Source organism: Klebsiella planticola (genome assembly GCF_000783935.2).
In the GTDB taxonomy this organism is placed as follows: Bacteria; Pseudomonadota; Gammaproteobacteria; order Enterobacterales; family Enterobacteriaceae; genus Klebsiella; species Klebsiella planticola.
In genome coordinates, this window is sequence record NZ_CP026047.1 from 4681780 (window position 1) to 4703362 (window position 21583).

Below are 21583 nucleotides of genomic sequence, written 5' to 3' on the forward strand. Positions count from 1 at the left end.
AGCGAAATATCCTCGTCTCCGTTTCGGTTGTACATATCGTTACACGCCGATACCAAACACTCACGGAAAGCCAGAAAAGACAGGCATATAGTTCTTTCAACGGCCCCGCAGTGGGGTTCATTGAAAAAACAATTTCGAGGATATCAGAATGAAAAAAGTATTAGCTCTGGTCGTTGCCGCTGCTATGGGTCTGTCTTCTGCTGCTTTCGCTGCTGACGCAGTAAGCACCACTCAGGCTCCGGCTGCTGCAACTCACAGCACCACTGCCAAGACCACCCATCATAAAAAACACCACAAAGCCGCTGCCAAACCAGCCGCTGAACAGAAAGCTCAGGCCGCGAAAAAACACCACAAAGCCGCCGCCAAACCAGCCGCTGAACAGAAAGCTCAGGCCGCAAAAAAACACCACAAAGCCGCTGCCAAACCAGCCGCTGAGCAGAAAGCCCAGGCCGCGAAAAAACACCACAAAGCGGCAACCAAACCCGTTGCTCAGAAAGCCCAGGCAGCGAAAAAGCACCACAAAGCCGCGGCTAAACCGGTAGCGCAGAAAGCTCAGGCAGCAAAAAAACACCACAAAACCACTAAACATCAGGCCGCTAAACCGGCTGCACAACCGGCTGCTTAATTCTTCCGCGAAGTCAGGTTAATCATAAACCGGCGCTGTTTCAGCGCCGTTTTTTTCTGGAGGGCACTTATGCTGCGGCGCTATCGTTTTGAGCTCATCCTGATCCTGTTAATTCTCTGCGCGCTGATTGCGACCCGCTTTTTCCTCTACTGAATAAGACGGCGCGTCATCACGCTGCGCGGCGACTCTCCGGCCCGACGTCTCACCACGCTTTTGCCGTCCACCTTGCTCTCCCTTGCCGTACCGCCTGGATTGGCGCTGAATACCACATCAAGGCGCTGGTTTTGATCACAAGACCACTCACTCAGACCGCTGCCCCTCCTGTTGCGGGAAAGCACTAACGAACCGCCAGCAGCCAGCCATGAACCCCCACGCCATACACCCCAAGGATCAGCAAAAAACAGGCGGCAATTGTCGTTAAGCGATGGGTATGCGCCGGGGCCAGCCAGCGTCGAATGGCGAGGATGTAGCACGACAGCACCCCAAGATCGATAGCCACCCAGATGATGCTCAACAGACCAAGGCTCAGGCCGACATCGCTGGTAATGTGGATAAACTGCGGGAAAAACGCGGCAAAGAACAGAATGTCCTTGGGATTACTCAGGGCGGTCACAAATCCCGACCACACGCCGCCTCGCGCGGTCGCCGCGCCAGGCGCCATCTGCGGCGCACGCAGCATACTCAGGGCCAGCCACGTAATATAGAGGGACCCCAGCGCCGCCAACAGCAGCAGAATATCGGGATGGATCGCCACGGCGCCGGTCAACATTGCCGCCGCAACGGCCATCAGCACCAGCGACGCGAGATTGCTGCCCATCATCGTACGCAGTGCTGATGAAGTCCCGTCTCTGGCGGCGCAGCCGGTCACCAGGAGCACTACCGGGCCCGGCGTAGCAATCAGCGCCAGCACCGTCATGCTGTATCCCGCCATCAATGCATAGTTCATGATACTGACTCACTCTCTTTTTTTAGGTCAGCGCATTTTCTATTTAGATTTCAGGATTGAAAAACGACAAATGGTGAGTTTGAATGTGAGTTTAACTCAACATAAAAAGCTGACCGCTATGTCGATGCCGCCGCTGTATGCCCTCCGCGCTTTTGAAACCGCCGCCCGCCTTGGCTCCTTTAGCAAAGCCGCCGCCGCGCTGCACGTCACCCCCGGGGCGATCAGTCGTCATATCAGTACGCTCGAGGCCTGGTTTGACTGCCGGCTGTTTACCCGTCAGGGGCCAAAAGTGGAGCTCACCGATGCCGGGAGGCAGCTCGCCAGCGCGCTGGCGGAAAACTTTGCCGCCATCGACAGCGCCTGCCAGACCTTGCGGCATCAGGCGGGCAAACTGCGGCTGAAATCGCCATCGACGTTAACCATGCGCTGGCTGCTGGATGTGTTGCAGCGCTTTCGCCAGCACCATCCGCGACCGGTAATAGAGATGAGCAGCGTGTGGATGGACAGAGACAGCGTAGACTTCAGCCGTGAACCTTACGATTGCGCGATTCTGCTCGGCGATGGTCATTTCGGCGAAGAGACCTGTCACCGGCTGTTGTTTGCCGAATGGCTGGTTCCGATCTGCGCCCCGGCCATGGTCGAGGCCGCTCGCCAGGGGTTATCCGCCTGCCCGCTGATTCATCCGACGACCGATCGCCGGGACTGGCGACGTTGGCTACAGCATGCCGGAGCGTTATCGCCGACCGAAATACACCGGGGAATCGTCTTTGATAGTCTGGAACAAGGCACGATGGCCGCCATGAGCGGCCACGGAGTCTCGGTGGGCGATCTCTTTTTGAGTCTGGAAGCCATTCGCAGCGGCCTGCTGGCGCTGCCGTTCCCGCAGGCCGTTGCAACCGGCGAGGGCTATTACCTGGTGTGGCCAAAAAAGACGCTTAATCCACAGCCTGTCGCCCTGCTGTATCAATTTCTACTCGAGCATATCCCGGCGCCGTTCCCTGACGGAATAACCCGCCTGGGCCAGGCGCCAAAGTGACAGCGGCCCTGACGGTTTACATGACATGAACAGCCTGTACCACCAGATATCCCGCCGCGCCCCAGATGAAAACCGACGCGAGAGAAACATAAACTAACGCACGAATACCTTTTTTAGACATACATCCTCCCGAAACCGGAGATAAGAATTAGCTGATATCATCGCCGGGATAACATCTCTGTTTGTTCAACGGCAGAGAGGAATAACAATATTTGCGGTGAGAAAATGTTTCACATTGAAAACAACTGAGAATGATGTAAAGAAGTGCATTTTTCGCAGAGGCGATGTTTACTTTTTGTTGTTCATCGTCGCTGTCCACGAAATAAACTCCCGCCCCCTCGGCGCGGCCCTGTCGCTTAATTTTCGTCTGATTTGGTACTTTCCGTAACCCGATTTATGTTGCTTCCGCTAGCGCTTTCTGCGGAAATAACGCTATGGAGAGATGCGCGCTAACCGGTTGAGTTATCTTCATTCTTCCGCATAAAAGAGCCGTTTTGAGGTAATTTTGTCCGCCGTTGGCCTTGATTAAAATTACTCTTAACTTTCATAAACTTAAATCTCCTGCTACTGTCAATATACACAAAATCATCCCGGCGCCTTCACCGCGTGAAGCGTGCGAAAGGATGCAATGTAGAAACATAATTTCTCCCCAGAGAGTGATATGCGTAGAGACGTACTGTTATTGCTGTGTTCATTTTGTTTGTTGTCCCCGTTTGCTCACGCTGATGATGACAGCATGAGTGCGAAAGATATCAAGACGCTTTTTTTCGGTCATGACGATCGCAAACCGGTCAACAATCCGGCGGAGGAACCCTGGGATGCCATTGGCCAATTAGAAACGGCCAGCGGCAATCTGTGTACCGCTACCCTCATTTCGCCGAATCTGGCGCTGACCGCCGGTCACTGTCTGCTGACGCCGCCAAAAGGCAAGCCGGATAAACCGGTTGCGCTGCGCTTTATTTCGCGCAAGGGCGGCTGGGTGTATGAGATTCACGGTATTGAAGGTCGCGTCGACCCGTCGCTGGGCAAACGGCTCAAAGCCGATGGCGACGGCTGGATTGTCCCCTCGGCCGCCGCCCCCTGGGACTTTGGCTTAATCGTTTTACGCTATGCGCCGGGCGGAATCACGCCGATCCCGCTGTTCAGCGGCGATAAGGCCGCTCTCACCGCCGCGCTGAAGGTGTCGGAGAGAAAAGTCACCCAGTCCGGCTACCCGGAAGACCATCTGGATAATTTGTACAGCCATCAGGACTGCATTGTGACCGGCTGGGCGCAGACCACGGTGCTGTCCCATCAGTGCGATACGCTCCCCGGCGACAGCGGTTCGCCGCTGCTGTTGAAAACCGATACCGGCTGGCAGGTCATTGCCGTACAGAGCTCAGCGCCCGGTGCGAAAGATCGCTGGCGGGCGGATAACCGGGCGATTTCGGTGACCGGTTTTCGTGACAAGCTGGAGGCGCTGGCCAGCGAGTAAACCATCAGCCCTGCTGCTGGCGCAGTTGTAGCAATGACGTAATCGGCATCGGTTCGCTGAAGTAAAAACCCTGCAACCGATCGCATCCCGCGCGCCGCAGCAGCGCCAGCTGCTGCTGATTCTCAACCCCTTCGGCCACCACCGTCATTCCCAGCGCTCCGGCGATACGCACGGTCCCGCGAACCAGTTCCGCGGCCTGGGCATCCACATCCACCAGCCCGGCCAGCGATTTATCAATTTTAAGCGTGTCAAAGCGAAAACTGCGCAGATAGCCGATGCTGGAATAGCCAATGCCGAAATCATCCAGCGCCACCGCGGCTCCCAGCGCCTTCAAGTTTTCAATGGCCGCAAGGGCGCGGGCTGGATTTTCCATCACATAGCTCTCGGTCACCTCGATTTGCAAACGGCGGGCCGGAAAATGGCAGCGGGCGAGCACCTGCACGACGCGCGTTTCAAACTCCGGGTCGCGAAACTGTGCGGGCGAGATATTCACCGACAGCATCAATTCCCCGATGGCCTGGAGATCGCAACAGGCCCGATAGAGCGCAAACTGTCCCAGCGCATAGATCAGACCGCTGCTTTCCGCGATGCCGATAAAGACATCCGGCGACAGCGGACCTTCCGGTCGGCGGGGCCAACGCAGCAGCGCTTCGACGCCCTCCATCACCAGGGTATCGGCGTTAACAATCGGCTGGTACCAGACATCAAATTCATCGTTTTCCAGCCCCTGGCGAATGCCGTTTTCGATATTCAGCTGATATTGCCGGGTATCGTTGAGGGTCTCGTCATACCAGGAGGTGCGCCCTTTCCCTGATTTTTTCGAGTGATACATCGCAATATCGGCCCGGCGAAACAGCTCGGTGCTCGAACAGGATGCGGGAGTGCCGCTGGCAATGCCGATGCTGGCGCTGATGTAAATTTTCCGCTCATTGAGCTTCACCGGCGATTTCAGCATCTCCAGCACCGCCCACGCAAAGGCCGATGCGTGATCCACCGCCTGCTCCCCGCTGATGGTCATGGCAAATTCATCACCGCCCATGCGGGCCAGCAGGCCGTCGCCCGGCACCCGTTCCTGCAGCTCCCGCGCAATATGGGCAATTAGCGCGTCGCCGACATCATGCCCGTAGTTATCGTTGACATCCTTAAACCCGTCGAGATCAATAAACACCACGCACTGGGTCTCATGCTGCGACTTATCGCACTCCTGATTCAACCGCCCGATCAGCGCCCGGCGGTTGGGCAACTGGCTGAGCCAGTCGGTTAGCGCGATTTTGCGCGCCAGCGTCTCTCCACAGGACAGTTTGTACAGCCCGAGGCAGCTGAAGAGAATAAACAGCAGGATCAGGCTGGCGGCCATCAGGGCGATAAGTCGGATACTGCTCGACGCCGCCTCCGCCGCCTCCGCGCCGGGCAGACGCGGCTGCCAGCTGAGATAGCCGATGATCTCCCCGGCATTGGTACGCAGCGGAATACTGTACTCACCGCTCCTCTGCGTCTCATGCAGACCGCTAATCTGAAAAGTATCCCCCAGTTTTTGCAGCATCTCGGCATTGATATGCCGGGTGACCACCAGGTAGCGACGCGTATCATCATGCACCTGTAAGCGCCCCAGCGTCGGGCGAATCAGTCCGATACCAATAAAGGCAATGCCTTCACGGGTGCGGGTAATACCGGCGTAGGCGCCTTTGCCGCTGCGCAACGCTTCAGCATGCCGGGCGATGAGTGATTGCAAGCCGCTGCCAAAAAAGCGCGTGTCGGTTTCGTTAAAGGCCTGGCTGCGAAACGATCCCCACAGCACACGATAATGCTGATCGAGCACGAAGGTACCGTCGTAAAGATTGTTGATTTTGAAGCCCGAACCCCAGGAGTCATATAGCCAGCCGGCATTCAGCATGGGGGCGTAGGTTTGTTTAACCGCGTCGTCCCAAATCGAGTTATCCAGTACCAGCGACAGGACGCGGTTCACCGATGTTTGCACCGCGCCATCCACGGAAAGAACGGAGCGATGTCTGTCGATTTCATTGGTTTTAATGCTAATCAAATGCTGGGAAAGATAGATTAAAGAAATAACAGAAACAATGAGGCCGATACCGGCAAGGAAGATCATGACCGAAAGCGTTTTGGCCGAGGGAAGATTGCGCCAGCCAGGCAAATTAACCATGCTTTGTCCTCATCACGGCTGAAGGTAAACGCGCCGCCAGTACTCTTTTTTAAAGAATAATACAGAGAACAAATTTTGCCGCCCGCGCAAGCAGGCGGCACCACATTATGCCAGTTTAATCAGCACCATTCCGGTCACCAGCAATATCACGCCGATCCAGCCTTTGTGATTTAAGCGTTGGCCGAATAAAATCCATCCTGCCGCAATGGTGGCGGCAATACCGAAACCGCCCCACAGCGCATAGGCCACTGACAGGTCAATTCCCTTCACCGCCTGGGAGAGCGCGCTGAAGGCGCCCAGCACCGCCAGCAGCGACAGTATGCCGTATACTTTACGACGAAAACCGTCTGAAAATTTCAAAAAGACGTTAGCGACAATTTCCAGCACGATGGCCAGCGCCAGCCAGGCGCCGTGAATCCACTCAAACTGTTGCATGGGCCGCCTCCGTTGGCTGCTTCAGCGTTTTTTGGGTACCGGATTTAATTAGCACGATCCCGGCCACCAGCGTCGCCAGTCCCGCCATTTTGACCAACGAAAGCGCTTCATCAAACAACAGAACGCTGAATAACGTGATCAGTAAAATACCGATACCCTCCCACAGGGCGTAGGCCACACCGAGGGCGATTTTTTTAACGGCAAAAGCCAGAAATATATAGGAAAGCGCAATCATCACCAGCATTAAAATAAAGCCTGTGTGCCCACCGCTGACGCTGGCCCATTTCATAGAAAGTGTGCCGGTAATTTCAGCAACGATTGCTAAAGCTAATAATATCCAATAAAACATAATCCTTCTCCTGCTAGAGAATATAATCCACCGCGGCTTACAGCGAAGGTAAACCGGAAAAATTCTAAGATTGTTTAGCCGTGCGCAGTGCGCCAGCTCAGGCAGAGAGAAAGGACTAAAGCGCGGAGCGCCAGTGTTGCTCGCCGGCAAAGCGGCAGCCAGGGAAGGAAACTGCAGGGTGAGTCGAAATATACATCCTGAACTGATTGTCCATAAAATTACAATTATCCGCGGTATTGCTTCTCGTCATTGCGGATGAGTATTGTCCTCGGTAGTTATACACAGTAAATTTGTACCATAATGCTACATTATACTCAAAGTCTTTGCACTTCTTTACGTCTGACATTTGATTTTGATTAGCTTTTACTGATGTCAATCGCCATTATGATGGCGCTTCACTATTTTATTTTCGCCACCGGCTTGTTTTCACCACCGTAGACGTTTTAGCAAGGGCGGACATCTTGCCTGAGCGAGGCAATTTTTGCTGATTTTACCCCGGCATTCGGGTCTACACTGTGATGAAAATTCGATCATTTTTTCAGGGACACACATGGCTAAACCCATCATTACGCTTAATGGATTAAAGATTGTCATCATGCTGGGCATGCTGGTCATCATTCTCACCGGTATCCGCTTCGCCGCGGATATTATCGTCCCGTTCATCCTTGCGCTGTTCCTCGCCGTGGTAATTAACCCGGTGGTCCGGCTGATGATGCGCTGCCGGGTGCCGCGCGTGCTGGCCATTTCGTTGTTAATCAGCGCGATTGTCATGCTGGCGGTGGTTTTGCTGGCCTCATTAGGTACCTCGCTGAATGAACTGGCGCGCACGCTGCCGCAATACCGCACCTCGCTCAGCGAGCCGGTGCAAACCGTGACGCCCTGGCTACAGCGATTTGGGTTTACCGTTTCCGTTGTCGAGTTGAATAAATACATCGACCCCAACGCGGTCATGACGATGGTGACCAGCCTGCTTACCCAGCTGTCGAACGCGATGTCCTCAATCTTCCTCTTGCTGCTGACGGTGGTCTTTATGCTGCTGGAAGTGCCCCAGCTGCCGGCCAAGCTGCAACAATTGATGTCCAGACCGGTGGAAGGTATGGGCGCCATACAGCGCGCGATCGACAGCGTCTCTCACTATCTGGTGCTAAAAACCGCCATCAGTCTGGTGACCGGGATGGTGGTCTGGGGCATGCTGGTGCTACTGGACGTTCGCTTCGCCTTTATGTGGGGGCTGCTGGCCTTTGCCCTCAACTATATTCCGAATATTGGCTCGGTCCTGGCCGCCATTCCGCCTATTTTGCAGGTGCTGGTGTTCGGCGGCCTGTACGACGCGCTGGTGGTGCTGGCAGGCTACCTGGTGATTAACCTGGTCTTCGGGAATATTCTTGAGCCGCGGATCATGGGGCGCGGTCTGGGGCTATCGACGCTGGTGGTATTTCTGTCGTTGATTTTCTGGGGATGGCTGCTGGGACCGGTAGGTATGCTGCTTTCCGTCCCCTTGACGATCATTGTTAAAATCGCGCTTGAGGAGAGTCCCGGCGGACGCAGTATTGCCATACTGCTGAGCGATTTAAGTAAATAGGCTTCGTTACGCCGGCGGCGCAATGCCGCCAGCGGCAGGTTTCTCTTCGTCTATGCTTAAACACTCTGTTGCCTGCGGATTTCTCATGACCAACGATCCCGACCTCAAGGTGTTTCTGACATTTGGCACCCCGCCTCTTCCCCCCGCTGTCGAGCAAGGATGGCTGGTACATGACGGGGCGCGCATCTGGTATACCGTCTGTGGCGATGGCCCTGCGGTGATCTTACTGCACGGCGGACTGGGCCACTCGGGTAACTGGAGCTATCAGGCGGTAAGGCTGGTGGAGGAAGGTTATCGCGTGGTGCTGATCGACAGCCGCGGTCATGGCCGCAGCACACGTGACCAACGGCCCTACACCTACGAGAGGATGGCGTCGGACGTACTGGCCGTGATGAACAAACTGGCGCTGGACAAGGCCCGCTTTATCGGCTGGAGCGACGGAGCCTGCACGGCACTCATCTTTGCGGCCCGGCATCCGCAGCGAACTACCGGCGTGCTTTTCTTTGCCTGCAATATGGATCCCAGCGGGACGAAAGAATTTCAGTCTGACCCAACGATAGAACGCTGCTTTTCCCGCCACCGACAGGACTACATGGCGCTGTCGCCCACGCCTGCAGGCTTTGACCAGTTCGTCGCAGCCGTAACGGAAATGATGAGCACCCAACCCAATTACTCTGCCAACGATCTGAAAAAAATCAAGGTGCCGGTCAACGTGGTCCTGGGTGAGCATGACGAGTTTATCAAACCCGAACATGCCATCTATCTGGCCGCCACGCTCCCGAACGCCACGCTGACGATTCTGCCCGGGGTGAGTCATTTTGCGCCGTTACAGCAGCCAGGGCTTTTTAATGCCGAGGTGCTTAAGTTTTTGCTCAGAGCGCAGGACGATTAAGCAGCGCCCTGTCTCGGTTCAGGCCCCGGCGTTTACGCCGCAAACCCCACCCCGTTAAAACGGAACTCTCCGACCGCCGGGGAGGATTGCTGAAGAGGGATCGGCGGTTTATTGAGACCCGGGTCGGCCCGGCGGCGCTTTGATGTGCTTCATCGGCCGGCGTAAGGCGTAGCCGGCATTTGCGCGTTATCAACGGTGTTCACGCTCATGCCATAAGCTCGATTAACCCGCGCAGCAATGCATGACATCTCCTGACGACACGCCATCTCATTTCTGGATATCCCCCTTTATTCCTCTCCTTCCGGCCCCCTATAGCCGACACAGCGAACGTCCGCTTCGATCGCCGTCACATAATTGCCCTTACAATTATTACTCTCAGGCTAACAATCCTTTAGCGGGCTTAATTGATGCGCTGCCCGGCGCGTCGCACACTAACTTCCACACCAGGACAATCAAAACGATCTGTCGAATCAGGAGGTTAATAATGAATGCCGAACAAACGCCGGGGCGCGTCTGGAACCGTCGCCGTACGGAAAAGCAGCGGCGACTGGCCGCCGCGAACGTCTCCGGTAAGGTTATCCCCACCGACCAGCTGGTCGATGCGCTGGAACATCTGCTGGCACCGGGCGACCGCGTCGTACTGGAGGGCAATAACCAGAAACAGGCCGATTTTCTCTCCCGCATGTTGGCGGAAGTGAACCCGCAAACTATCCACGACCTGCATATGATCATGCCCAGCGTCGGGCGCAGCGAGCATCTGGATCTCTTTGAAAAAGGGATTGCCCGTAAGCTCGACTTCTCGTTCTCCGGTACCCAAAGCCTGCGGATTTCGCAGCTGCTGGAAGATGGTCTGCTGGAAATTGGCGCGATTCACACCTATATCGAGCTTTACTCTCGCCTGTATGTCGACCTGTCACCCAACGTCGCGCTGATCGCCGGGTATAAAGCCGACCGCAAAGGCAACCTTTACACCGGGCCCAGCACCGAAGATACCCCGGCGTTGGTCGAAGCCGCCGCCTTCCACGACGGGATCGTTATCGCCCAGGTTAACGAACTGGTTGACGACGAGTGCGATCTCCCGCGCGTCGATATCCCCGGCTCGTGGATAGACTACGTGGTGGTGGCCGACAAGCCGTTCTTTATTGAACCTCTCTTTACCCGCGACCCACGCCTGATTAAGCAAGAACATATTCTGATGGCGATGATGGCGATTAAAGGCATCTACGCGGAACATCAGGTGCAGTCTCTCAACCACGGGATCGGCTTTAACACCGCCGCCATTGAGCTGCTGCTCCCGACCTATGGTGAACAGCTGGGGCTGAGAGGCAAAATCTGTCAGCACTGGACGCTTAACCCGCATCCGACGCTCATCCCGGCCATTGAAAGCGGCTGGGTGGAAAGCGTCCACTGTTTTGGCGGCGAACTGGGAATGGAAGAGTACATCCGCGCCCGTCCGGACATTTTCTTTACCGGCGCCGATGGCTCTATGCGTTCTAATCGCGCCTTCTGCCAGCTGGCGGGTCAGTACGCGGTCGATATGTTTATCGGCTCCACCCTACAGGTTGATGGCCTTGCCAACTCCTCTACCGTCACCCGCGGCCGGCTTTCCGGATTCGGCGGCGCGCCGAATATGGGGCATGACCCGCACGGTCGCCGCCATGCGACCCCGGCCTGGCTGAACATGATCACCGAACCGGATCCGATGCAACGCGGCAAAAAGCTGGTGGTGCAGATGGTCGAAACCTTCCAGGCCGGCGTGAAGCCGACCTTTGTGGAAAAACTTGATGCGGTAGAGGTGGCGAAAGCCTCCGGTATGCCTTTGGCTCCGGTGATGATCTACGGCGATGACGTCACCCACGTGCTGACCGAAGAGGGTATCGCCTATCTTTACCGGGCGGAAAGCCTCGAAGAGCGGCGGGCGATGGTAGCCGCAGTCGCCGGCATCACCGACATCGGTCTGGGCGTCGATGCCAGACGCGTCGCCGAACTACGCCATAGCGGCAAAGTGGTCTATCCGGAAGATATCGGTATTCGCCGCAGCGATGCGACCCGTTCTCTGCTCGCCGCCGGCAGCGTTGCCGACCTGGTCGAATGGTCCGACGGTCTTTACAACCCACCTGCCAAATTCCGGAGCTGGTAATGAAACTCCTGTCACAGACTCATGCCGGGCTACAGACCGAGAAGTTGGCGTTGATCGCCCGCGACTGCCTGATCGACGAAGCGCGATTAAGCCCGAAGCCGGGTCTGGTGGACAGCCGGGGAAACGGCGCCCATCACGACCTGTCGTTAGATCTGATGGAGCGCTCGGCGCACAGCCTGACCCCGACGTTTCTGCAACTGGCCCAGCACAGCTGGCTGCGCCCGGCCGACATCGCCCTGCGCGAAACCGTTGGCCGTTTAGGACGCGAAGGCGAACGGCAGATGATGGCGGCCACCGACGGCGTGAATACTCACCGCGGCGCGATTTGGGCGCTGGGATTACTGGTGAGCGCAAGCGCGATGTTAAGCGTCAACGCCAGCGCGCAGCGGATCGCGGACACCGCCGCCCTGCTCGCCCGGCTGCCGGACAGCGCCGCGCCGAAGGTCTTCAGCAAAGGCCTGAAGGCGACGCACCGCTACCGGGTACCGGGCGCGCGTGAAGAGGCGCAGCAGGGGTTCCCGCATGTGATGAAACTGGCTCTGCCCCAGCTCTTGCGCAGCCGCGCCCAGGGCGCGGATGAAAACGCGGCTCGTATTGACGCGCTGATGGCAGTCATGACCTCGCTCAGCGATACCTGCGTTCTTTCACGCGCCGGAATGGCCGGCCTCAACGCGATGCAGGCCGGCGCACGCGCCGTGCTGAGTGCCGGCGGCAGCGCCACGGTTCAGGGCAGCAAAGCGCTCGCCGAACTCGACACGCAGCTGCTCACCCTCAACGCTTCGCCCGGCGGCGCCGCCGATTTGCTCGCCGCCACGCTGTTTCTCGACAGGGTCAGCCAGCCCGCGTCTTGCTCAATTTAAAGAGGATGTTATGGAACACATTACATTGTCATTTCCTGCCAGCCGCACCTTCAGCGGTCAAGCCCTGGCAGGCGTCGTTGGCTCCGGTGATATGGAAGTGCTGTTCACCGCGGCAGTCGGCGACACGCTCAACATCGATATCACCACCTCCGTGGACAACAGCACTCACCGCTGGAACGCGCTGTTTGACCGTCTGAATCTGATCAACGGCCTGCCGGCCGGCACGCTGATTATTCACGATTTCGGCGCGACGCCGGGCGTGGCGCGCATTCGCATCGAACAGGTTTTTGAGGAGGTTTCCCATGCGTAACGACCGCAGCTTTATTGAATTACGCGCCCGTGAACGCGCCCGGACGCTGCTGGATGAAGGCAGCTACCGCGAACTGCTCGATCCGTTCGCCGGCATGATGTCGCCGTGGCTCGCGCCGCAGGGCGTCGTGCCGCAGTCTGACGATGGCATGGTGGTCGCTCGCGGCACCATCAACGGCCAGTCCGCGGTGGCGATCGCCATCGAAGGTACCTTTCAGGGCGGCAGTATGGGCGAAGTCTCCGGCGCGAAAATGGCGGCGGCGCTGGAGCTGGCGGCAGAAGACAACCGCAACGGCATCCCGACGCTGGCGGTACTGTGCCTGGAAACCGGCGGCGTGCGTCTGCAGGAGGCCAACCTCGGTCTCGCCGCCATCGCCGACATTCATGCGGCGATTGTCGACCTGCGTCGCTACACCCCGGTGGTCGGCATTATCGCCGGCACCGTCGGCTGTTTCGGCGGGATGTCCATCGCCGCCGCGCTGTGCAGCTATCTGATTGTCACCCGCGAGGCGCGTCTGGGCCTCAACGGCCCGCAGGTCATCGAGCAGGAAGCCGGCATTGACGAGTACGACTCTCGCGATCGCCCGTTTATCTGGAGCATGACCGGCGGCGAAATCCGTTATGCAAGCGGGCTGGTCGATGCGTTGGTCGGCGACGGCATCAACGCAGTGAAATCAGCGATGAATGAGGCCATTGCCAGGGGCGTCCCGGCACAAAACCGCAGCGATAAATATGCGGATTACCTGGCCCGCCTGACCCACTTCGATACCCGCCAGCAGGCGGATACCGCGCAGATCAAACAGCTTTTTGCCCGGGAGGTGAAATGATGACTCAGTCCAATAGCCGTGGGGCCGTATGGCTGGAAAAACTGGCGCCGAACGCGCCGCGCATGCACGGCCTGTGCGCCTCCGTACAAGTCGCCGACGGACAGCTGAATGGCGAAAGCGTGCGCTTCATCGCCGTGGTGCCGGATGCCAACAACCACTACCCGCGCGCCGCCCAAGGCGAAGTGGGTCTGCTGGAAGGCTGGACGCTGGCGAAAGTGGTCAATGAAACCCTCGCAGCCGACGCCAACAGCGAGGTGAAACGCCCGATTGTGGCGATCATCGACGTCCCAAGCCAGGCCTATGGCCGCCGCGAAGAGGCGTTCGGTATCCACCAGGCGCTGGCCGGTGCCGCGGGCGCTTATGCGAAAGCGCGCCTGGCGGGCCATCCGGTGATTGGCCTGATTGTCGGCAAGGCGATGTCCGGAGCGTTTCTGGCGCACGGCTACCAGGCCAACCGCCTGATTGCCATCAACGACCAGGGCGTGCTGGTGCATGCGATGGGCAAAGCGTCCGCCGCACGTATCACTCTGCGCACCGTCGAGGCGCTGGAAAAACTGGCGGCGACCATTCCACCCATGGCCTACGACGTCAGCAACTACGCGACGCTCGGTCTGCTCTCCGACCTGCTCAATCTCAGCAATCCGGATGCCCCGTCGGATGCTGACCTGGCGCTGGTGGAGATTACCGTGCAAAAGGCCATTTCCGATGCGCGCAAAGACCCAACGCTGAAAAACCGTCTCGGCGCGGAAAATCGCCGGAGCTCTACCCTGGTCCGCGAACGAATGCGCGCCAGCTGGTAACGAGCAACATCAGAAGTACGTAAAAAAAGACCTGCCGAAAGCGGCTACCGTCGGGCGCAGCATAGCGCCCACGGCTCGCTGCTTTTAGAAAATCAAAAACATCGCAATGAGCCCAATACGCTCAATCATTCACGCAGCCTCAAGGCGGCAACGGAGTCAATCCCCATGAGTTTGCTGGAGTCAGCGACCGGGGGCCGGGAAGCCAGCCAGCGCAGAGGCAGCTTGAAGGACGACGCGTATTTCTTTTTTTATCTACAGGTGATTACTCTATGACTTATGTAATTGTTCATGCCCTGGCGCCGATTTTTCTCATCATGCTGCTGGGCTTCTGGGCCGGCAAGGCCAAAATGGTCGACAACAAAAATGTGTCGCTGCTGAATATCTTTGTGATGGACTTTGCCCTGCCCGCCGCGCTGTTCAGCGCCACCGTACAGACGCCGTGGGCGGGAATCGTCGCGCAGTCCCCGCTGATAGTGGTGCTGACCGGCGCCATGTGGGTGACCTATGCGGCAATCTACTTCCTGGCCACCGGCGTCTTTAAAAAATCACCGCAGGACGCGGCGGTACTGACCCTCACCGTGGCGCTGCCTAACTATGCCGCACTCGGCCTGCCCATTCTCGGCAGCGTGCTGGGCGAGAGCCCGGCCACCTCGCTGTCCGTGGCGGTGTCCATTGCCTGCGGTTCGGTACTGATGACCCCGTTCTGCCTGCTGATCCTCGAGCGTGAAAAAGCGCGCGCCGCCGGTGAAAACAGCGGTTCTACCCTGGCAATGCTGCCGGTGCTGATGTGGCGCTCGCTGAAAAAACCGATCGTCATGGGCCCACTGCTCGGCGTGATCCTTTCGGCTATCGGCATCACCATGCCGGACCTGCTGCTGGCGGCGATCAAACCGCTAGGCCTGTCTGCCACCGCAGCCGCACTGTTCCTGACCGGGGTGATCCTCTCTGCCCGCAAGCTGAAGCTGAACGCAATGGTCGGTATCGCCACCATTGCCAAACTGCTCATCCAGCCGTTTATCGCCTGGGGCATCGTTCTGGCCTTCGGTCTGCACGGTTCGGTGGCGATCACCGCTATCCTGATGATTGCCCTGTCTGCCGGTTTCTTCGGCGTGGTGTTCGGCAACCGCTTTGGCGTCCAGTCGCCGGATGCCGAAGCCGTGCTGCTGTTGAGCTCCGTTCTGTGTATCCTGTCGTTACCGCTGTTTATTACTCTGACTTCCGGACTCTGATATGACCTTTACTCCGCGCCCGCACGATTTACTGTGGCTGAACAACGCCAACGCCTTACTGACCGTTGAGGAGGCGTGGGTGGCAACCCAGTGGCACCCCGGTTTGCCGGTGGTAGTGCGGCGCGATGTAAATGAAAACCATGATATTGCGGTGGGCGTGCGCGGCATGAAGCGCGAACAGCGCGCCGCCGGATGGGTGAAGGCAGAGGCGGTTTCCCGCGTGGTGACGCCGGAAGCGCTTACCGAACGTGAACGTCTGCTGCACTCGCCGTTTGTTTCCCAGCCGCCGGTTCAGGCGGCTATTTTACTGACGACCTTTGCGTGGCCGTGGCTGTGGGGCATCACCGGCAGCACCGGCTATGCGCTGGCCAGCGAAATTCCCGTTCTGCACGCCGACAGCGATCTCGATTTGCTGATCCGCGCCCCTATGCCGCTGAGCGAAGAAGAGCTACGGCAGTGGCAGGCGCAGGTTGCGAAGCTGCCGTGTCGGGCCGACACCCAGATTGAAACGCCATTCGGCGCCTTTGCGTTGAATGAATGGCTGCGCGATGGCCGCGTATTGCTGAAAACGTCCCGGGGCGCGCGCCTGACCCACACGCCCTGGCACAGGGAGGAAGCATGAAAATTCTCTTTACCTTTCCCGGTCAGGGAAACCAGCGTCCGGGTATGCTCGGCGTCATCCCTAACCGTGAGGCGATCCTCGCCGAGGCCCGCAGCGTACTCGGCGAGGAGCTCGTCACCTTAGATAGCGTCGAGGCGCTCAGCCACACCCGGGCGGTGCAGCTGTGCCTGCTCATCACCGGCGTCGCCTGGGCGCGGGAACTCCAGCGCCTGGGTGTTCAGCCGGATATCGTCAGCGGGTTGTCGATCGGCGCCTTTCCTGCCGCAGTTATCGCCGGGGCGTTAGATTTCGCCAGCGCACTGCGCCTGGTGGCGCTACGCGGCGATTTAATGGAACAGGCCTATCCCCACGGTTACGGCCTGACCGCGATTATGGGGCTGACGCGGGATCGGGTGGAGACCCTGCTGATCGAGGGAGAGACCTACATCGCTAACCTCAATGCCGACACGCAGATTGTCATTGCCGGTACCGATGAAGCGATGGCGCGCGTAGCGCAGAAAGCGCTGGCCATCGGCGCCACTAAAGCACAGCGGCTGGCGGTCAGCGTTCCATCGCACTGCGCGCTGCTGGACGCCCCGGCGGCAGCGCTGGCGCAGGCGTTCCCCCCCGTGTCTTTGCAGCGCCCGCGCTGCGCTTATTTGAGCGGTTCTAGCGCGCGGGTGCTGTGGGATCCGCAGCGGATCGCCGACGATCTGGCGATGAATATGGCGCGGACGGTGCGCTGGCAGGATGCTGTCGTCGCCGCCCAGGAGCGCGATGCCCGACTGGCGATAGAGATGCCGCCCGGCGGTGTACTGACCTGCCTCACCCGTCAGGCGGGCTGGCAGGGAGAGAGTCTTGCGCTTGAGAGCAGCGGCGTGGAGGTCGCCCGTCATCTGGCACAGCGGCTTAACGGTTAAGGCTCCGGGCGTACATTCGCCCTTCTGCCGCCAGCGCCAGCAGATCGGCGTCACGTTCACGATGGTGGGCATAGACGATAGAGATCAGCTGGCGCATCTGGTAGGGTTCCGCCAGCTTTAACAGCTGCACATCATTTTCATACACTTTCTTCATGCGCCCTGGCAGCAGCGCAAAACCGACGCCGGCCTGTACCAGGCTAATCATTGAGAAGATATCGTTCACCCGGGTCACAATTTCGGGTTCGAATGCCGCCACCTGAAAGGCTTCCTGGAACCCGGCATAGGTGGCAAATCCTTCGGCCAGCGAGACAAATTTGCGGTCGGCATAATCGCGCAGGTCGGCAGGCAGTACGGTATCGAGTTTTTCCGTCGCCGGTGCGGCGAGGAAAATATCGTCTTCAAACAGCGGTACCACATCAAAAGCAGAATTGCTGAACTCCCCTTCATTGGTCGCAATCAGAATGGCGTCAAGGGCATCGTCTTCCAGCATATCCAGCAGCATCTGGTTGGATCCCATGGTCAAATCGAGCTCCAGTTCGGGCCGTCGTAGCTTCATCCCCATAATAATTCGCGGCACCGTCTCAAGAGTCAGCGAGTAGAGCGTACCCATGCGCAGACGTCCCTGGCCAACGCCGGCCACCTTGCGCGTCGCTTCCAGCCCGCGGGTCATTAGGCTGGTGACGTCCTGGCAGTACTCCAGCAGCGTCCAGGCCGCCGGCAGCGGCAGTAAATTTCGCCCCTTATGCACAAACAGCGAGCAGCCCACCCCCTCTTCAAGGGTATGCAGCGCCCGATGAACGCTCACTCCGCTGAGCTCCATGGCTTCGGCGGTTCTGGCAATATTTCCCTTAACCATAAACATCATAAATATCGACAGTTTGCGGAAGGTTATCTCCTGATTAATGTCGTCTTTCATCGTTTGCGCCCCGCATTTCCGCTTTTTCTTGTTAATTCAAGCCAGTATAACCACATTCTACGGCGAAAGTTTTAACGGGGCGCACGTTCAGCCACCTGTTCCGTGGTCTCGCGACGAGAACCGCCGCCGGTGAGAAACCTGAACCGACCTGAGGCTATGCGTTTAGTTCATCAAGCCGCGGTGCCGACGGCGTCCAGGCCAGCAGCAGGCTGACAAGCGTAAAGGCCCCCATAATCCACGTCATCGTCCAGGGCGTACCATCATGTAACCCGGCCAGCAGCAGTGAAGAGACGATGCCGCTGCCATATTGCAGTGAGCCGATGAAGGCCGATGCCGAACCGGCAAACTCCCCCGCCTCATCCAGCGCTGCCGCCGTTGAGGTGGCGGCAATCACGCCGTTCATGGAGAAAAAGAGAAACACGCACAGGGCGATCCCGACCAGACCACCGTGATGCAATTTGACGCTGAATGCCATCGCCACCATCGCCAGAGAGGCCACAACCAGCGCCACTTTAAGCAGATCCCCCAATGCGTAACGCTGAACCAGACGGCGGTTAACCAGGCTCATGGTCATCAAGCCGAGAATATTGACCGCAAATAGCCAGCCATAGTGCTGCGGTTCAACGCCGAAATAGCGAATATAGACATCCGGCGAACCGGTAATAAAGGCGTAAGCGGCGACGTAATAACAGGTCAGACTCAGGGTATAACGGATGAAAATGCGGTTTCGCAGCAGCTGCCCGTAGTGATGAAACGCCTTCAGCGGCGATCCCTGCTGGCGCCGCTCCGGCGGCAGCGTTTCCGGCAGCCAACGTAGCGCCAGCAGCATCAGCAGGCCAATGCCCGCCAGCAGCCAGAAAATGGCATGCCAGCTGGTGACGCTGATCAGCTGCCCGCCCAGCAGCGGCCCGATAATCGGTGCAATGGCCATGACAATGGTCAGCGTGGAGAGCATCTGCGCGGCGCGGGTCCGGGCAAAGAGATCGCGTACCATCGCTCGCGCCAGCATGGGCCCGGTACAGGCCCCCAGAGCCTGAAAAACGCGCCAGAAAATAATCTGATCGATGCTGACGGAGAGCGCGCACCCCACGGAGCCGATGATAAACAGCACCATACCGATAAACAGCGGCGTGCGACGACCAAGGCGGTCGCCGATCGGCCCCCAGATGAGCTGAGCCACGGCAAAACCGATTAAAAAACCGGTAATCGTCAGTTCGGCGTCACCCTGCAATTCCGCCGCCATCACCGGCATGGCGGGTAGATAAATATCGGTGGATAACGAAGCGAACGCCATCAGCCCGCTTAAAATCAAAATAAACAGCGGCCCGCTGGCGGCGTTTTTTTGCGGCAAAGTCATGTGAGATATCCGTCAGGAGAGAGTGTTACAGAGCGAGGTATGTTAACGAGAAAGCGCTGACGGATAATCCCCTGTAACCGTATCGAGGTTATGAGTCGCATTCATGAATAGACGGCGCAGAGGGCGCGCAACGAGGATGGCAGGCACAGCCGACGAAAAAAATGCCAGTCGGCGATAAACCAACTGGCATGTTCTGTGGCGGACGTTATGTCAGATTACAGCGCCATATCGTGCTGTGCCGACTCCGCGGGTTTTGCCTCGACCGGCTTCGCGGTGGTCGCCGCAGGCTGAGTTTTGCTCATGTCGATGACCGGCGGTTTCACCAGCTGCAGCGTCGCAGCGGTATCATCCCACACCTGCTGCGTCAGCGCCGGGTTATCGTTCAGCTTCTGTCCGTAGCTCGGGACGATAGCATGAATGCGGCTCTGCCACTGCGCGGAAGCAAACTGCTCCGGGAACATCTGCTTCAGGACGTTAAGGGTGATCGGTGCTGCGGTGGATGCACCCGGTGATGCCCCCAGCAGCGCCGAGATGGTTTTCTGTTGATCGACCACCACTTCGGTACCCAGCTTCAGGACTCCGCCCTTGTCAGCATCTTTCTTGATAATCTGCACGCGCTGGCCGGCCTGGATCAGTTTCCAGTCTTCTTTACGCGCGTCCGGATAGTACTCTTTCAGCGCCGCAAAACGGTCATCATCGTTCAACATCACCTGGCTAATCAGGTATTTCACCAGATCGAAGTTGTCGAGACCCACGTGGGTCATCGGCAGCACGTTATCGGTAGTGGTGGTGCTCAGCAGGTCCATAAATGAACCATTTTTGAGGAATTTGGTAGAGAAGGTCGCAAACGGCCCGAACAGCACCACGCGCTTACCATCGATGAAACGGGCATCCAGGTGCGGAACCGACATCGGCGGTGCGCCAACGGAGGCCTGGCCGTACACTTTTTCCAGATGCTGCTGGGTCACGGCTGGATTTTCCGTCATCAGGAAGGAGCCGCCAACCGGGAAGCCCGCATAATTATCCGCTTCCGGAATGCCGGTTTTTTGCAGTAATTTCAGCGCGCCGCCGCCGGCACCGATAAAGACATATTTCGCATCGACCGCCTGCTCCTGACCGCTATTGACGTTTTTAATCGTCACGTGCCATGAATTATCGGCATTACGCTTAAAGCCGGTGACTTCAGAAGAGGTTTGCAGCGAGAAATTATTATTTTTCTTCAGGCTGCCGATCAGCTGACGGGTAATTTCGCCGTAGTTGACATCGGTACCGACCGGAGTCCAGGTCGCCGCCACTTTTTGTTGCGGATCGCGCCCTTCCATCACCAGCGGCGCCCATTGTTTAATTTGCGCGTGATCGGTGGAGAATTTCATGCCCTGGAATAAAGTGGTCTGCTGCAATGCGGCATAACGTTTTTGCAGATACTCCACATTATCACCCCAGACGAAACTCATATGCGGAGTGGAATTAATAAAGGCGTGCGGATCGTGCAAAATGCCGCGTTTGACCTGCGCCGTCCAGAACTGGCGGGAGATCATAAACTGCTCGTTAATATCCAGCGCTTTGCTGACATCAATGGAACCGTCCGGACGCTCCGGCGTATAGTTCAGCTCCATGTTCGCTGAGTGGCCGGTCCCGGCGTTGTTCCAGCCGTTAGAGGATTCCAGCGCAACGCCATCCAGCTTCTCGACCATCACCTGTTTCCAGTCCGGCTGTAATTCCTGCAGCCAGGTGCCAAGGGAGGCGCTCATAATTCCGCCGCCAATCAGCAGGAAATCGGTTTTTTGAGCGGCATCGGTATTCGCATACGACGCGGTGCTGACAAACATCGCCAGTGCGGTCACAGATAAGAGAGATTTTTTTATTGCAGGCATAATAGAATTATCGCATAGCACAATGAAATAAGTGCAAACATGTTAACGCATTTCTATTATATTTTAAAATATCATTTACATTTTCCGCACAGTTAATCAATTTCTGATAAATACTTTTTTAACTTAAAAAAGTAAAATATCGCGTGCGAAACTAAAAGTCAGAAAATAACGGCGGGAATGAAGGGGTTAAATAGTTCTCGCCGGTTAATTTAGTTATTTATCACCACATCACGCTCGCAGCATAACGGCG

The 21583-nt window shown here is 57.6% G+C and carries 21 protein-coding genes; 14 read left to right on the forward strand and 7 right to left on the reverse strand.

Going from position 1 to position 21583, the window contains the following annotated elements; genetic code table 11:
- The first annotated feature begins 148 nt into the window (after positions 1–148).
- Both asr and ydgU read left to right on the forward strand, forming a co-directional pair.
- Positions 149–625 (forward strand): acid resistance repetitive basic protein Asr, encoded by a 477-nt coding sequence (gene asr, locus MC50_RS22585; protein WP_071887178.1) that lies wholly within the window; start codon positions 149–151, stop codon positions 623–625.
- Between the two features lie 69 nt (positions 626–694).
- Positions 695–778: a small membrane protein YdgU gene (ydgU, locus tag MC50_RS29390; RefSeq protein ID WP_099130682.1), complete on the forward strand. Its 84-nt coding sequence runs from the start codon at positions 695–697 to the stop codon at positions 776–778.
- A 184-nt stretch (positions 779–962) separates the two neighbouring features.
- Here ydgU and MC50_RS22590 read toward each other — a convergent pair whose 3' ends face one another.
- Positions 963–1571: a LysE family translocator gene (locus MC50_RS22590; protein WP_047664987.1), complete on the reverse strand. Its 609-nt coding sequence runs from the start codon at positions 1569–1571 to the stop codon at positions 963–965.
- Between the two features lie 118 nt (positions 1572–1689).
- Here MC50_RS22590 and MC50_RS22595 point away from each other — a divergent pair, with 118 nt between their 5' ends.
- Together MC50_RS22595 and MC50_RS22600 are read left to right on the forward strand one after the other, a co-directional pair.
- On the forward strand, positions 1690–2607 hold the full coding sequence (locus MC50_RS22595) for a LysR substrate-binding domain-containing protein (RefSeq protein ID WP_032699728.1): 918 nt from the start codon (positions 1690–1692) through the stop codon (positions 2605–2607).
- Positions 2608–3268: 661 nt separating this feature from the next.
- Complete coding sequence (locus MC50_RS22600; protein ID WP_032687493.1) at positions 3269–4081, forward strand: trypsin-like serine peptidase; 813 nt, start codon at positions 3269–3271, stop codon at positions 4079–4081.
- A gap of 4 nt (positions 4082–4085) precedes the next feature.
- Here the strand turns inward: MC50_RS22600 and MC50_RS22605 are convergent, their stop codons facing one another.
- From MC50_RS22605 to mdtJ, 3 genes are all read right to left on the reverse strand, one after another.
- Positions 4086–6242, reverse strand: a complete 2157-nt coding sequence (locus tag MC50_RS22605; protein WP_047664988.1) for a putative bifunctional diguanylate cyclase/phosphodiesterase — start codon at positions 6240–6242, stop codon at positions 4086–4088.
- A gap of 105 nt (positions 6243–6347) precedes the next feature.
- Positions 6348–6677: a multidrug/spermidine efflux SMR transporter subunit MdtI gene (gene mdtI, locus MC50_RS22610; protein ID WP_004862469.1), complete on the reverse strand. Its 330-nt coding sequence runs from the start codon at positions 6675–6677 to the stop codon at positions 6348–6350.
- Positions 6664–7026: a multidrug/spermidine efflux SMR transporter subunit MdtJ gene (gene mdtJ / locus MC50_RS22615; protein WP_032687490.1), complete on the reverse strand. Its 363-nt coding sequence runs from the start codon at positions 7024–7026 to the stop codon at positions 6664–6666. The genes mdtI and mdtJ overlap by 14 nt, the downstream gene beginning before the upstream one ends.
- Positions 7027–7576: 550 nt before the next feature.
- Here mdtJ and MC50_RS22625 point away from each other — a divergent pair.
- From MC50_RS22625 to mdcH, 10 genes are all read left to right on the forward strand, one after another.
- Entirely contained in the window at positions 7577–8608 is a 1032-nt protein-coding gene (locus MC50_RS22625) for an AI-2E family transporter (RefSeq protein WP_032687489.1), read from the forward strand.
- Positions 8609–8693: 85 nt separating this feature from the next.
- Entirely contained in the window at positions 8694–9500 is an 807-nt protein-coding gene (locus tag MC50_RS22630; RefSeq protein WP_047664989.1) for an alpha/beta fold hydrolase, read from the forward strand.
- Between the two features lie 484 nt (positions 9501–9984).
- Positions 9985–11640 carry a malonate decarboxylase subunit alpha gene (gene mdcA / locus MC50_RS22635; RefSeq protein ID WP_032699724.1) on the forward strand — a complete coding sequence of 552 codons (1656 nt, stop codon included), beginning with the start codon at positions 9985–9987 and terminating at the stop codon, positions 11638–11640.
- Positions 11640–12500: a triphosphoribosyl-dephospho-CoA synthase gene (locus tag MC50_RS22640; RefSeq protein WP_032699722.1), complete on the forward strand. Its 861-nt coding sequence runs from the start codon at positions 11640–11642 to the stop codon at positions 12498–12500. Before mdcA ends, MC50_RS22640 begins: the two co-directional genes overlap by 1 nt.
- A gap of 10 nt (positions 12501–12510) precedes the next feature.
- The gene (gene mdcC / locus MC50_RS22645) at positions 12511–12810 is read left to right on the forward strand and encodes a malonate decarboxylase acyl carrier protein (protein WP_032696086.1); all 300 of its coding nucleotides are present in this window, start codon (positions 12511–12513) and stop codon (positions 12808–12810) included.
- Complete coding sequence (locus MC50_RS22650; protein WP_032699720.1) at positions 12803–13636, forward strand: biotin-independent malonate decarboxylase subunit beta; 834 nt, start codon at positions 12803–12805, stop codon at positions 13634–13636. Before mdcC ends, MC50_RS22650 begins: the two co-directional genes overlap by 8 nt.
- Complete coding sequence (gene mdcE, locus MC50_RS22655; RefSeq protein WP_032687505.1) at positions 13636–14436, forward strand: biotin-independent malonate decarboxylase subunit gamma; 801 nt, start codon at positions 13636–13638, stop codon at positions 14434–14436. Before MC50_RS22650 ends, mdcE begins: the two co-directional genes overlap by 1 nt.
- Before the next feature lie 269 nt (positions 14437–14705).
- Complete coding sequence (locus tag MC50_RS22660) at positions 14706–15665, forward strand: AEC family transporter (protein ID WP_032687481.1); 960 nt, start codon at positions 14706–14708, stop codon at positions 15663–15665.
- Between the two features lies 1 nt (position 15666).
- The gene (locus MC50_RS22665) at positions 15667–16287 is read left to right on the forward strand and encodes a malonate decarboxylase holo-ACP synthase (RefSeq protein WP_032687480.1); all 621 of its coding nucleotides are present in this window, start codon (positions 15667–15669) and stop codon (positions 16285–16287) included.
- On the forward strand, positions 16284–17186 hold the full coding sequence (gene mdcH, locus MC50_RS22670) for a malonate decarboxylase subunit epsilon (protein WP_047664990.1): 903 nt from the start codon (positions 16284–16286) through the stop codon (positions 17184–17186). Before MC50_RS22665 ends, mdcH begins: the two co-directional genes overlap by 4 nt.
- Here mdcH and MC50_RS22675 read toward each other — a convergent pair.
- The 3 genes from MC50_RS22675 to mqo form a co-directional block, all read right to left on the reverse strand.
- A complete protein-coding gene (locus tag MC50_RS22675; protein WP_032696083.1) occupies positions 17176–18102 on the reverse strand; it encodes a LysR family transcriptional regulator in 927 nt (308 codons plus the stop codon). The genes mdcH and MC50_RS22675 overlap by 11 nt on opposite strands.
- Positions 18103–18256: 154 nt before the next feature.
- Positions 18257–19459, reverse strand: coding sequence for a multidrug effflux MFS transporter (locus MC50_RS22680; RefSeq protein ID WP_047664991.1), 1203 nt, complete (start codon positions 19457–19459; stop codon positions 18257–18259).
- 215 nt (positions 19460–19674) lie between these two features.
- Entirely contained in the window at positions 19675–21288 is a 1614-nt protein-coding gene (mqo, locus tag MC50_RS22685) for a malate dehydrogenase (quinone) (RefSeq protein ID WP_234565731.1), read from the reverse strand.
- Between the last annotated feature and the right edge of the window lie 295 nt (positions 21289–21583).